Source organism: Actinoplanes sp. NBC_00393 (assembly GCF_036053395.1).
In the GTDB taxonomy this organism is placed as follows: Bacteria; Actinomycetota; Actinomycetes; order Mycobacteriales; family Micromonosporaceae; genus Actinoplanes.
This window is the reverse complement of the sequence record NZ_CP107942.1, coordinates 2,012,372-2,026,088: the sequence shown is the minus strand read 5'-3', so window position 1 is coordinate 2,026,088 and position 13,717 is coordinate 2,012,372. Positions and strand designations below refer to the sequence as shown.

At 69.3% G+C, this 13,717-nt stretch carries 6 protein-coding genes; 2 read left to right on the top strand and 4 right to left on the bottom strand.

The window, feature by feature from the left end; translation table 11 throughout:
• Window positions 1-10 precede the first annotated feature (10 nt).
• Both OHA21_RS09185 and OHA21_RS09180 read left to right on the top strand, forming a co-directional pair.
• Window positions 11-616, top strand: coding sequence for an SGNH/GDSL hydrolase family protein (locus OHA21_RS09185; protein ID WP_328472190.1), 606 nt, complete (start codon window positions 11-13; stop codon window positions 614-616).
• Window positions 617-622: 6 nt separating this feature from the next.
• A complete protein-coding gene (locus OHA21_RS09180) occupies window positions 623-1,831 on the top strand; it encodes a threonine synthase (protein ID WP_328472188.1) in 1,209 nt (402 codons plus the stop codon).
• Here OHA21_RS09180 and OHA21_RS09175 read toward each other — a convergent pair.
• The 4 genes from OHA21_RS09175 to OHA21_RS09160 all read right to left on the bottom strand — a co-directional run bounded on the left by OHA21_RS09175 (window position 1,825) and on the right by OHA21_RS09160 (window position 13,573).
• Window positions 1,825-3,120: an AfsR/SARP family transcriptional regulator gene (locus tag OHA21_RS09175; protein ID WP_328472186.1), complete on the bottom strand. Its 1,296-nt coding sequence runs from the start codon at window positions 3,118-3,120 to the stop codon at window positions 1,825-1,827. The genes OHA21_RS09180 and OHA21_RS09175 overlap by 7 nt on opposite strands.
• A 141-nt stretch (window positions 3,121-3,261) precedes the next feature.
• Entirely contained in the window at window positions 3,262-3,825 is a 564-nt protein-coding gene (locus OHA21_RS09170) for a hypothetical protein (RefSeq protein ID WP_328472184.1), read from the bottom strand.
• A 108-nt stretch (window positions 3,826-3,933) separates the two neighbouring features.
• Window positions 3,934-4,545 (bottom strand): T6SS immunity protein Tdi1 domain-containing protein, encoded by a 612-nt coding sequence (locus OHA21_RS09165; RefSeq protein ID WP_328472182.1) that lies wholly within the window; start codon window positions 4,543-4,545, stop codon window positions 3,934-3,936.
• 61 nt (window positions 4,546-4,606) lie between these two features.
• Window positions 4,607-13,573 (bottom strand): golvesin C-terminal-like domain-containing protein, encoded by an 8,967-nt coding sequence (locus tag OHA21_RS09160; RefSeq protein ID WP_328472180.1) that lies wholly within the window; start codon window positions 13,571-13,573, stop codon window positions 4,607-4,609.
• Window positions 13,574-13,717 lie beyond the last annotated feature (144 nt).

Genomic DNA, 13,717 nt, shown 5'->3' with positions numbered 1-13,717 from the left:
ACTGAGCGCGTTGCTCAAGGTCGTGACCCTCAACTTCGCCGTCCTCGGCGACTCCATCGCGTACGGGCAGGGCGCCTCCCGCCCGGCCGACACGATCGGTGCGCGTCTCGCCGCCGACCTCGGCATCCCCACCGACGTACGGGTCTTCGCCGTCCCCGGCGCCGACAGCCGCGGCCTGGCCACCCAGGTGCAGCGGGCCGCCGCGGCAAAGCCGGACGTCGCGCTGATCATCATCGGCGCCAACGACCTGACCCACTTCGTACCCCCGCAGCGCGCCGCCACACTGCTCGGCGACGCCGTCCGGACCCTGCGCGACACCGGCGCCGAAGTCGTCGTCGCCCCCGCACCGGATCTCAGCGTCGTCCCCTGGGTGCCCCAGCAGATGCGCCTCGCCGTCCAGGCCGGCAGCCGGCTCCTGCGCCAGGAGCAGACCCGTGCTGCCGAGGCGGCCGGGGCCCGGATCGCCGACATCAGCGGCAGTTCGGCCTCGGCGTTCGCCGCCGACCGCAGGCTGTTCAGCGCCGACCACTTCCACCCGTCCAGCGCCGGCTACGCGGTGATCGCCGCGGCCCTCGCGCCAACGGTCCGGGCGGCCGCCGCGGCGCGCGTACGCTGATCGACTGTGCTGTCGCATCTGGAATGCTCGCGGACCGGTAAGCGCTACGATGCCGACGTCGTGCAGGGCCTGAGCGAGGTCGGCGCTCCGCTGCTCGCCCGCTACGACCTCGAGCAGGCCGGGCGGACGCTGACCCGGGAACGACTGGCGAGCCGGCCGCACACGCTGTGGCGCTACCGCGAGGTGCTGCCGGTCCGCGACCCGGCGAACATCGTCTCGCTCGGCGAGGGCATGACGCCGATCATCCCGCTGCCGGGCTACGGCGCGCAGATCGGTCTGCCGCGGCTGATCATGAAGGACGAGGGTCTCATCCCGACCGGCTCGTTCAAGGCGCGCGGCGCCGCGGTCGGGGTGTCCCGCGCGGCCGAGCTGGGCGTCACCGGCGTGGCCATGCCGACCAACGGCAACGCGGGTTCGGCCTGGGCGACGTACGCGGCCCGCGTCGGCCTGCGCAGCCTGATCGCCATGCCGGTCGGCGCCCCGGCCATCACCCGCACCGAGTGCGTCGCCGCGGGCGCCGAGTTGTACCTGGTGGACGGCCTGATCGGCGACGCCGGGAAGCTGGTCACCGCGGCTGTCCGGGAACGCGACGGCTACCAGGACGTCTCCACGCTCAAGGAGCCGTACCGCATCGAGGGCAAGAAGACGATGGGCTACGAGATCGTCGAACAGCTCGGCTTCAGAGTCCCGGACGCGATCCTCTACCCTACCGGCGGCGGCGTGGGCCTGATCGGCATCTACAAGGCGCTGCTCGAGATGCGCGAGCTCGGCTGGATCAGTGACCGGCTGCCGCGGCTGATCGCGGTGCAGGCCGAGGGCTGCGCGCCGATCGTCGAGGCGTTCCGCGCCGGCCGTGACGAGAGCATGCCGTGGCCCGACGCCTGGACGGTCGCGTTCGGGATCACCGTACCCAAGGCTCTCGGTGATTTTCTGGTCCTGGATGCCGTGCGTGCCACCGGCGGCACCGCGATCGCGGTCAGCGATGCGGCGCTGCTCGCCGAGCAGCGCCGGGTGGCCGCGCAGGAGGGCACGTTCATCTGCCCGGAGGGCGCCGCCTGCCTGGCGGCGGCGCGCCAACTGCGCGAGAGCAACTTCCTTTCCGGTACGGACGAAGTGCTCGTTCTGAACACCGGCGCGGGTCTGAAGTACCCGGAGACGGTCACGGTGGACGTGCCGACGCTGCCGGCCGACGGCACGATCCCCCTGGCTCAGTAGTCGACCCGGTCCGGGGCACGCAGCGCGACGTGTGGCACGTCCTCCGGCATCGGCAGCGGCCCACGGCTGGTCACCAGCAGCGCTGAGCGGTGCGACGTCGGGATCAGCGGGCGTATCTGGTCGGCGGCGACGGCCCCGTCCACGACGATCAGGACCCGGCGCGCGGCGAGCAGCGATCGGTAGCGGCCGATCCGCTCGTCGGCGTGCTCCGGCACCTCGGCGGCCGGCACCCCGACCGCCCGCAGCACCCGGGCCAGCAGGTCGGCCGCGGCGAGGCCGGCGCGGGCCTCGGCGAAGATCTGCCCGTCCGGGAAGGCGCCCGCCAGCCGGTGCCCGGCCCGCACGACCAGCGCGGTCGTGCCGCTGCCGGCCGGGCCGTGCACCACCACCGCGGCCGGCACCCGCGCGCCGGGCGCCGGACGTGCCGCGGCCAGCACAGCAGCCAGCGCCTCGGCGTGCCCGGACGGAAGCACCGGCTCCGGCGGCAGCTCGCGGGGCACCTCGACGCCGGCGGCCCGGAGCCGGCCTGCCGGTTGCCGGGCCGGCAGGTCCAGCCGGGGCGCGCGTTCCAGCATGGCCACGTGCAGGTCCGCCAGTTCGCTGCCCGGGTCGATGCCGAGCTGGGTGTGCAGCGTGGACTGGGCCTGCCGGTAGGCGGCGAGCGCGGCGCCCAGGTCACCGGAGCGGTACAGCGCCAGCATCAGCTGGGCCCAGGCCCGCTCCCGCAGCGGGTGCGCGGCGAGATGGTCGCGCAGCACCGGCTCCAGCTCACCGGCGTAGCCGAGCCGCAGCCGGGCCTCGGTGAGGTCCTCCAGGACGCGCAGCCGGTCCGCTTCCAGCCCGGCGAGCAGCACGTCGAGGGCGGCTCCGCGCGGCAGCCCCTGCCCGGCGGGACCACGCCACAGCAGCATCGCCGCCGCCAGGTCCGCCTCGGCCCGGGCGGGTTCGCCGAGCGAGAGCGCGGTGTGCCCGCTCTCGGCGAGCCGTCGGAACTCAGCCGCGTCCAGTTCGTGCGGCGCCAGCGTCAACTGGTACGCGCCGTCGCGCGAGACGATCCGCGTGCCGAGCGTGCGGCGCAGCGCCGCGACGTGGTTGCGGATGTTCGCGACCGCCGACGCGGGCGGCTGCCCGGCCCAGAGCAGTTCGGTGAGCCGGTTCAGCGCCACCGGCCGGTTGGCCTTCAGGGCGAGCGCGGCGAGCACCGCGCGCTGTTTGGCCGGCCCGGGATGCACCGCGCCGTCCTCTCCCCGTAACTCCACCGGCCCGAGCAGACGGACCTCGATGGGCATCTATCTCCCCCTTGATCGGCACCCAGGTTAGGAAGCCGGGCGGGAGAGATCAACACGAAACCGGAGAATCGCGCAGTGAGCATTATCAACCCGTCGCAGAGGCGCGAGGAGTAACAAAAACCGCTCCCCGAACGCCGTTGTTCAGACCTTGGTCAGCACCTGGCGCACAGTGTCGGCAAGCTTGTCCTGGGGCACCATCGCGGGAGCGGTGAACTGGACGATCCGCAGTTCCTTCTCGTACGGCACCACGGCCATCACCGAGCGACCACCGCCTTCCAGATAGGTCAGCGCGCCGGCGCCCAGGCCATCGACCCGCTCGGGTTGCTCGCCGGCCTTCGCCACCGCGTCCAGGGTCTGCTCGACGGTGTCCGCGCGATCGGGCATCGTCGCGACCGACAGGGCGAACGGCTGCTTGCCGTCCCGCCCGTACGCGCAGTGCCGCCAGATGTTGCCGTTCTCGCTCTTCTCGGCCGGCAGTTCCTTGCTGGACAGCTTGGTCTGCTCGTTCCCGCCGAGCATGTCGATCACCGTGGCCGCGGAGAGCAGGCCGCAGGCCGACGTGATTCGCTCGGGGCGGTCCGGGGCCGCGGGCTCAGCCGGCGACGGCGGCGGGGCCACCCAGGACGCTGCCGGGTCCTCGCCGCCGCAGCCGGCTGCCAGCATGACGACGGTGGCCGCGACCATCGCTGCGATGCGCTTCGGCACTTTCTCGATCCCCTCATGAAGACGTCACTTCGCCCGATCCGGGGATCAGGCGAAGTGACGCTAAGAGGCGGAGATATTCGCCGGGCTATTTTTCTGATACATCCGGCGCTATTCGGAATCGGTCACGATCTGCCGGATGGAGGTGCCCGCCCGCATCTGCCGGGTGCCGGTCCGCAGCTGGACGCAGATCTCCCAGTAGACGTCGTAGGGCACGACCTCGAGGTTGTGCACCTCGTCGTCGCCGCCGAGGAACAGCGGCACCTTGTAGCCCACGCATTCCTCGAACGACAGTCGCTCGAACTCGGGGTGCCCGGCCCGCCATTCCGCGAAGAAGCCCGCGGCCAGGGCGGTCGGGTCCTTGCGGACCGTCTTCTCGTGGAACTTGGACAGGGTCACCCCGCCTTCCAGCAGTTCGCCGGCGCCGGGCTCCACGATCACCACCAGCCCGTCACCGCCCTCGCTCACGTCGAGGGCCAGGTTGCGGCCCAGCCAGTCGAAGCCGAAGCAGAACACCTCGCCGACGAAGTCCTCGATCAGCCGGGCACAGAGGGCGTCGGCGGCCGCCGCACTGACCGGGGTGTGAATCCGGTAGAGACCGTCGTCGAAGGTGGTTCCGCCCAGCTCCCGGAAGAGCTCTGCCAGCTGCGGATGGGTCGGTTCACCACCGGCGTCGTCCAGCCGGTCGGTGATCCGGTAGTCACGCAGAAACTTCTTGAACACCGTCAGCTCCAGGAGCAGTCGTTGGTCCGGGCGGAGGCGCCGCAGCGCCTCCGCCCGGAGGCTACCGTCTCGGGATGATCCGTACGCCTCCCACCAGATCACCCGGAGTCAGGCCGAGCTTCTTCAGTTGTTTGTCGATCTGCGAGCCCAGACTCCGGTTGACCGAGGCGTCCAGCAGTTTCATGTTGGAGACGTCGTCCATGCCGCCCAGCTGCAGGTCGATAATGTGATCGACGTCCATCCCCTTCTTGGTCTTGCGGCCGGACCGGGTCCAGGTCTTGGACGCCGAGCCCTTGCGGTTGACCTTGGTCACCACCAGGAGGGGCTGCTGGTTCAACGCGGCGATCTTGGCATCCGCCGCGGCCCGCTGCGCCGCGGTCCAGCTCTTCTTGTACTTCACCGTGATGGTCGGCGGTTTGACCGGCATCGGCAGTGAGGTCGGCCCGCATTCGTTGTGGACCAGCAGCGACTGCCCGCCCGCGAGGACGTAGTAGTCGTGGTCGACGTCGACCGTCAGGTTGTGCACCCGCTCGTGCCGGCGTTCGGCCGCCACCGCGGTGACCTGGACCCACGTCCCGGCGGCCGTCCGCAGCCACGCCCCGGGTGCGAGCTTGTCGGCGGTGACCCACCGGCCCGCGTCCGGCAGCCAGTAGTGGTGCCCGGCCGTCGACGTGATCTTCCCCGTTGCGGAGCCATCCGCGCCGTCGATGTCGACGGTCAGCGTGACCAGCTTCTTGTCGCCGGCGTTGCTGCGGGTGTCGGTGACCTGGCGGTCGCGGGTCGCCCCGCTCTCCACGTCGGTCGCCTTGATCCAGTCGCCGACCTCGAGGTCCTCGATCGCCTTGCTGGTGCCGTCGGCCATCAGGACCGGTGTGCCGGGTACGAAACTGTTCGTCTTGCACGGTGGTTTGACCGTGGTGGTGTCCGGCGCCTTCGGGGTGTCCACCTTGGGCGCCGACGGCACGTCCGGTGTGGACGGCATCGCCTTGGACGCGTCGTGCACGTTGTCCGCGGTCTTGTACGCGTCGTAGACGTTGTCCGCGGTCTTGGCCATCTTGACCGCGCCGACCACGTTGCCGGCCAGCGGGATCGCCGAGGCCAGCGACAGCGCGCCGTCGACGTAGTTGCCCTCGGCCATGTACCAGATGCCGTTGGCCACGTCGGCGACCTCGCCGACCACCGGGACCATGCCCACCACGTCCAGCGCGGCGTGGCCGAGGTCCGACCAGGACATGCCGAACAGGTGGCCGTCCAGCTCGACGAAGCTGATCGGGTTGCCGCCGGCGAACGCGTACCGGTTGTTGGTGAACGGGTCGGTGGCCAGGCCCATGTCGGACAGCGCGCCGCCGTAGTAGTCCCGGGTCAGGAACCGGTTCAGGCCCGGGTCGTAGTTACGGAAGCCCATGTCGTAGGTGCCGGAGCCGGCATCCCAACGGGAGGCGTTGAAGCGGTACGCGTTGTACGGCTCCGCGTCCTCACCCGTGCCGGAGCCGGGCTTGTCCTCGCCGGTGAACTGCGACTCGTCGTCCTTGCCGTACGCGGTGTAGCCGTACGTCGCCCGGGTCTTCCCGTCGTCCTTGGTGATCGCGATGACGTCGCCGCGCGGCCGGTAGGAGTACTGCGAGTACTCCTTCCCGCCGTCGGTGTGCTTGATCTGGGTCAGCTGCTGACCCCACGGCGCGTACTGGTAGGACTTCTTCGCCTTGCCATCGACCGCCTCGCGCAGGATCTTGTCGTCCATGCCGAGGTAGGTGAACAGCGTCGTCTTGCCGGCCGAGGTCTGCGACACCGTCCGGTCGAACGGGTCGTAGGCGAAGGTGGTCGACTTGGCCTCGCTGCCGAAGCCGGACGTCGACTTCGCGGTGCGGTCGAACCCGTCGTAGTGGTACTTCTCCGCCCGCTGCCCGCCGACCGAGAGGGTGTCGAGCCGGCCCAGCGGGTCGTAGTTGAACGTCGACGTCACCCCGTCGGTGGTCGAGGAGTGCAGCCGGTTGCGGTCGTACCTGTTGGCGGTGGTGGCGCCCCCGACGGTCTGCGACACGATGTTGCCGTTCGCGTCGTAGACGTACGACTCGGTGGCCGAGGTGTCGCCGGTCTTGGTGAGCTTGGCGATCCGGTCCTGCGGGTCGTAGTCGAAGGTGTAGGTGTTGTCGATGTACTCCGCCGCGTTGTCGGCGTTCATCAACTTCAGGACGTCCTTGGACGGCGTGCCGTTGGGGCCGTATTCGAGCGTGTGCTCGGCCACCACGGCGCCGGCCGAGGTCTTCTCCAGCTGGTGCCGGGTGGAGCCGTCCAGGTAGTAGGCCAGGTCGACGGTGTTGCCGTTCGGTTTGGTCTGCTTGAGCAGCTCGCCCCGCGCGGTGTAGGTGAACGTCGAGACCTGCTGGTTGCCGGCCGTCGGCGAGTCGGCGTTGGTCACCTTGGCGACCATGTCGCGCACGTCGTACTCGATCTTCGACCAGGTCAGGTCGTGCGTGGTGGTGACCGGGTTGCCGTTGGCGTCGTACGTGACCGCGGTGGTGTTCTTCACCGCGCCGGCGGCGACCTCCTCGATCGTGCTGATCTGGTTGAGTTCGTCGTAGCCGACCCGGTACGTGTCGACCCGCGCGTTCGGGCTCTGGTCCTTGACCTCGGTGACCAGCCCGTTCGCGTTGTACTTGTAGGTGAACTCCTTCTTCTCGTCGTCGGCCTCGGCGCCGCTGTCGCGGACCAGCTTCACCGCGTCGGCGATCACCTTGCCGTTCGCCTGGTCGGTCAGCGTGATCTTCTGCGCGCCGTCCTCGGTGAACCGGTAGCTGCCCAGGCTCACCCAGGCGCCGGCGCCGGTGGTCTGGTTGACCGTCTTCACCGTGTTGCCGTCGGCGTGCGTCACCGTGAACTTGGCGTCCGTCGCCGCGCCGCTGACCTGCGGGTGCTGCACGAACAGCTCGTACGTGCCGTCGCGCGGGATGTTGAGCTGCCAGTTGAACTGGGCCGCGCCGCTGCCCGCCGGGGCGGTGTAGACGTCGTAGCCGTACTGGCCGGTGGCGGCGCCGCTGGTCCAGGTGCCCTGCGCGGCGGTGTTGTTGGCGTCCGAGCTGTCGACCAGGACCACGTCCTTGCCGACCGGGACACCGTCGTCGGAGCGGCCCTTCTCGTTACCGGAGACGTAGAAGTCCCAGGTCATCGTCCGGGTGACCGACCCGCCGGCCGAGGTCAGCGTGTTCCTGGTCTGCTGGCCCAGGTCGTTGTAGTCGTACTTGTTGACGATGTCCCACGGGTCGGCGGCGGTCTTCGTCCAGCCGTTGTCGAAGTAGGTGTAGACGGTGTCGTTGCGTACCGTCTGGCCCTGTGACGGCGGGGCGCTGACCTTGGTGATGTTGCCGACCGAGTCGTACTCGTACAGGGTCTTGTCCGGCTTGTTGTACCGGCTGTCGTCCTTGTCGTAGGCCGACCAGACCTCCTTGGCCCGGTTCAGCGCGTCGTAGACGGTGACCTGGGCGAAGTCGTCCGCGTCGTCGCTGGTGGCGACACCCCGCGGAGTGATCACCTTGGTCTGGTTGCCGGCCGCGTCGTACTCGTACTTCGTGGTGCGGTAGGTGACGTTGCCGGCGGCGTCCTTGGTGTAGGGCACCTTCGACTCGGTCAGCAGGCCGCGGGCGTCGTAGGTGGACAGTGACTCGTTGCCGTCGGCGTCGGTGGTGCCCACGGTCAGGCCGTCCCGGTCGTACCGGGAGCTGGTGGCCTTGCCCGCGGCGTCGATCGTCTTCACGATCCGGTGCGCCACGTCGTACTCGATCTTCGCGGTGTAGTCCGCCGTGTCGGCCGTGGCGTTCTTCTTGGCGTCGATCAGCGTCACCAGGTTGCCGACGTTGTCGTAGACCGAGGTGACCTTCTGGCCCTTGCCGTTGACCGCCTCGATCGGCTGGTAGACGGCGTCGTACTTCGTGGTCGTCGTGTGGTCGCCGGCCGTACTGGTCAGGTTGCCCTGCGGCGCGGTGACCGAGACGACGTTGCCGACCTTGTCGTAGGTGGTGGTGGTCCGGCGTTCCGGGCTGTTCGCGTCGTCACGCGCGGCCACCGACTCGATCGCCTGGTCGGCCTTGTCGTAGGTCGCGGTGCCGGACGCGCCGTTGGCCGCGTACGCCTTGACGATGTTGTCGTTGGCGTCGTACTCGGCGGCCTTGGTGGTCAGGTACCGGTTGTTGGCCGCGTCCACCGGTTCCACCCGGTCCTTCGGCCGGCCGAAGGTGTCGTAGCCCTGGGTGGTCTTCGCCTGCTTGGCGTTGGCCAGCTCGGTGACGTTGCCGCGCGCGTCGTAGACGAACGTCGACTTCGCGTTCAGCGCGTCGGTGATGATCCGCGGATACCCGGTGGCGTGGTAGTCGCTGAAGGCGGTGACGTTGCCGTTGGGATCCTTGGCCGTGAGCAGCCGGCCGAACGTGTCGTAGGTGTTGGTGGTGACCGCGCCGCCCGGGTCGGTCACCGTCGCCACGTCACCGGCCGTGGTGTAGGTGAACGACCACTTGCGGCCCTGCGCGCTGGTCTTGGTGGCCAGATCGGCGACGTAGCCGCCGAGCTGCGTCTGGTACGTCAGCACCGTGCCCGGGTAGTTGTCCCGGACCGCGAGCGCGTCCTTGATCTCCAGCGGGTAGCCGGTCTTGGCGTCGTAGCGCCACGTGGACACGGCGCCGTTGGCCTCGGTCAGCGACGCGACGTTGTGCTGGTCGTCCCAGGCCAGCCTGGTGACCTCGTTCTTCGCGTTGGTCACCCGGTACGGTCGCCCGTACCCGTCATGGTGGTAGGTGGTCCTGTTGTTCTCCGCGTCGGTGACGGCCGTGTCCACGTTGCGGCCCTGCGGGCCGTCCGGGTCGGTGTAGGCGAACTGGGTCAGGCCGCCGAGGCGATCGGTGTACGACTTGGTCCGCCAGTGCCACTGCGGATCGTCACCGGTCGACGGGTAGTGGTAGACCAGCCCGGTGCTGTTGCCGCGCGGGTCGGTGACCTTGACCAGCTTGACGTTCTTGTTGCCCTGGGTCATGTCGTAGGCGAACTTGAACGTCTTCGGCGTTCCGTCGGTGGAGCCGTAGCCGTCGATCAGCTCGCCGAGCAGGCCCTTGTCGGTGTACGTGAAGTACAGCGTCCGCCCGGACACGTCCTTGATCGTCTTGACGTGGTCGATGATCTTCGGGTTGGTCAGGCCGGTGCCGGACGCCCGGGTCCAGGTGGTGTCGTCGATGTACTCGAAGTTCTCGCCCTTGGCCCAGTAGTCGATGGTGATGGTCTGGCGCGACTCCGGGTCGGTGACGTAACGCAGGAACTTGGTCGGCGCGTTGTTGCTCTTGCGCTCCTCGTAGGTGAACAGCATCGTGTTGCCGTTCTTGTCGACCGTCGAGGTCAGGTAGCCCTCGCAGTCGTAGAAGAAGCGGGTGCGGTCCGGCCGGGTCAGGCTCCAGGCCTGCGGCTCCTGGGTGTTCGGCTTGCAGTCGACCCCGGCCTTCTGCTGCAGGTACAGGTGCACGCCCTTGGGCGACACCCAGGTGCCGGTGGCCTGGTCCAGGGTGAACCAGTGGCTGGTGCCGTCACCGTCGGTGAAGGTGACCTTCGTCGGCTTCGGGTTCGGGTGGAAGTCCAGCGGCGAGCCCAGGCGCATCATTGACGACGCCTGCAGCGACCAGCCGAACCCGGAGACGGTGTCGGTGGTGTCCAGCGAGTTGTAGGTGAGCCGGACGAACGAGCTCAGGCCCCGCGACGGGTTGCTGAACGCGTTGTACTGCCAGACCGTGTTGCCGGCGTACAGGTTGTTCATCAGGTTGCCGCCGGCCCCGGTGTTCTTGCCGGTGTAGGAGTAGAAGTCCTCCAGGCCGAGCTGGTCCGAGGTGGGTTCGACGACTGCGATGTTCTGCGCCAGAGGGGCGATCGACGCGGCCTGTTGCAGGGTCTGCCCGGTGGTCTTGTTCCGCAGCTCCCAGCTGATCGTGTAGTCGGTCTTCTTGTTGCCCTCGGTGGTCGACGGCGGCGTGGTGACGGTCGCGGTCAGGTCGACCGTGCCGCCGGACGGCACGTCGGCCGGCAGGGCGGTCACCGCCTGCGAGCCCGCGACCGCCTCACCGTTGGCCCGGGCCCATTTGTACGAGAGCTGCCAGTCTGCGGCCTTCCACGCGGTGGTCGTCGGGTTCGACACCGACACCGGCGTGGTGAAGGTCGTCGCCGGGGGCGCACCCTCGGGCAGTTGCGGCGCGTAGTACGTCGACTCGGGCGTCTTCTCCAGGTAGGTGACCTCGAGGGTCGGGCGCAGCATCGGTTCGGCTGACTCGGCGGAGAGCAGCATCGCCCGGGCGGTGGCCGCGGCCTCGTCGCGCTGCTTGAGCAGCAGACCGTGGTTGCCGGCCGGGGTCGTCACCCACGACTTCGCGGCGGCGGTGACGTCCCAGGTCATCCACTTCGGGTCGTTGGTGAAAGTGTTGTTCGCCGACAGCGCGGTGGCGTCGTAGGCCCCGCCGGTCCACGCGGTGACGCCGTCGCTGGTGTTCCAGGTCGCCTTGGTCTGGTCGAACGCCCGGGTCAGCTTGTGCACGTCGACGTTCTCGTCGGTGTCGGTGCCCGGGTAGAGCCCGACGTTCCACATCCGCAGCTGCGCCTCGGTGACCTGGGCGGTCGCCGGCACCCCGGAGATCGGGAACTTCACCAGGCCGCGGGTGTCGCCGTAGACCGACGAGTTGTTGCCGGGCGAGACGTACGGGTCGCCCGCGTACGAATTGACGTTCGTGGTCTTCTGCGCGTCGGACAGCGTCGTGTCGCTCACGCCCGTACGGAAGATCTTGGTGATCTGCCCGGCCTTGGGCAGCATCGCCGGCACCGTCGGACCCGCGATGATCTTCCCGTCCGTGGTCTTGACCGCGACCATGTAGTAGAAGAACTTGCGTTTCATGATGTCGGTCTCGGCGGCCGGCGTCGGCGAAGCCGTGGTGTCCTGGAAGCTCGTCGCGCCCTTGGCGACCGGCGCGACCAGCGTCGATGCCGATGGCGTGTATGTCTGGTAGATGCTGCGGTGCACCTGGTACTCGGCGATGTCGGCGCCGGGGTACGCCGGCCAGTCCAGCAGGGCGCCGGTCGCCGTGATCGTCGTCGGCGGGTTCACCGTGACGCCCGGCCTGCCGTAGGTGATCACCAGTTTCGGCAGGTTGGCGTCGCGGCGGGCGTTGTTGTAGGCGTACTCGGAGGCCTGGAAGACCGCGCCGCCGCGGCCCTTGTCGGCCTCGTTGACCGCCTTCACCGCCAGGCCGTGGTTGGCCGCGCCGTTGACCCACTCCTGCACGACGTTGCGCACCGGGAACGACGACCACACGCTCGACTTGCTGTTGGCTTTGACCGTGCTCGCCTTGGTGAAGCGCACCGCGTCGGCGATCACCGCCTTGCCGGCCACGTCGCCGAGCACGACCTTGCCGCTGGTGCCGGCCGCGAACGGGTGCACGCCCAGGGTCTTCCAGCCGCCGGCGGCGACCGGGGTGGTCTGGTCGACGGTGTACGCCTTCGACCCGCCGTTGTAGTGCACTGTGTACGGCGCGTTGGTGGCCCGGTCGAACTCGCCGACGTAGTGCACCTCGACCAGGTAGTTCCCGGCCTCGGTGATCGTCGGCACGTAGCTGTAGGTGTGCCCGGTCGTCGCGTCGTTGTTGACCCGGTAGTCGCCGCCGACCGCCTTCGCGATCAGCGCGTTGGTCGAGGCGGTCCAGGTGCCCACCGCGGCGGTGTTGGTGTCGCCGTCGTCGACCGTGACGATGTTGCCGACCGGCTCGGCCGCGAGGCTCGTGTTCGTGGTCGCCCACGTCGCCGTCGACTCCGACCAGGCCGCGGTGACCTTGCGGGCCTCCAGCGGGACGTCCTGGCCGTACGCGTAGTACGAGGAGTCGTAGTAGAGCTGCAGCTGCGCGTCGTCGATCGTGGTGCCGGCCGGAACCATGCTCGTGTCGAACTTGACCAGCGAACGCCACGCCGCGGAGGCGTCGGTGCCCACCCGCAGCTCGTACGAGGTGTTGTAGTTGGTGGTCGCCGCGCCGGACGAGATCATCACGTCCTGGGCGTCGGTCGGCACCGGCTGCATCCGGATCGTCGGGTCGACCACCACCGGGTAGACGCGCGCCTTGTCAGCGAGCCAGACCGCGTCCGCGGCGACCGTGATCGTGTTCCCGATGACCGTCTGCGTCACCTTGGTGCTGGTGGCATTCTTGCTGTCGTACATGTACGGCGCGGGCATCGTCAGCACCGTCGCGCCGCCCGCGTTCTGGAACGCGATCGAGCCGTCGGACTGCGGCGCCGCGGTCAGGCCCGTGGTGTCCAGGGAGAACGTGTACGAGACCGGGCCGGACGGGGCCCGCTTCAGGACGATCTTCTCCTTCAGCTCGGTGGAGCTGACGTCGTAGACCAGGTCGGCGCCGCCGGCCAGCCCGGGATAGGTGACCGTGGAGCCGGACACCTTCGGGGTGACGTTCTTCGCCGCCCCGGGCAGGCCCAGCTCGACCGCCCGGCCGTCCTTCTCGAAGCGCACCAGGTCGTCGCTGCGGTCGCCGAACAGGCTGGTGAACGTGTTCGCCGTGTTGCCCTGCACGTAGCCGGCCCGGTTCGTCGGCCGCACCGTGGTGTCGATCGGCCGGTACCTGCCGTCGCTGCCGCGGTAGTTCACCGGCACCGACGAGATCTCCGCCTGCTGCCGGCCGTCCGACAGCCGGTACACCCGGCCGTTGGCGGTGCGCTTCGACGTGACCTCACCGGCTCGTTTCGGCGTACCCCACTTCTTTCCGGTTGGTGTCCGCTGGCTGACCGCCAAGCCGGCGCTGACCGGCTCGGCCTTCGCCGCGCCGCCCTCGCCGGCGCCCACCAGATCCCTGGCCGCCCCGCCGAGGCGGTCCAGCAGGCCCGGCTCCGCCGGCGCCTGCGTCTCGGTGCTGGTCACGGCACCGTCCCGTGCCGTCACGAAACCCACAGCGCCGAAACCCGCAACGAGCGTCAGCGCCAGGGCCGCGACGAGCACGCCCCGTCTTCTCCCCATGTCCCTTGTCCTTCGTTTGTGGACACACGACGTGGGAAAGGTAGGAACGCGACGTATTCACGCACGCATATTCGTGATACTTCCGCGATATAGCCGCGCATCCCCTTTCACCCGGCTCCCGCATCGACCGGTAGCGTGCTGTCC

Coding starts and splice junctions, on each gene's coding strand:
- OHA21_RS09175 (WP_328472186.1), bottom strand. CDS start 3,120: ATGCCCATCGAGGTCCGTCTGCTCGGGCCGGTGGAGTTACGGGGAGAG.
- OHA21_RS09160 (WP_328472180.1), bottom strand. CDS start 13,573: ATGGGGAGAAGACGGGGCGTGCTCGTCGCGGCCCTGGCGCTGACGCTC.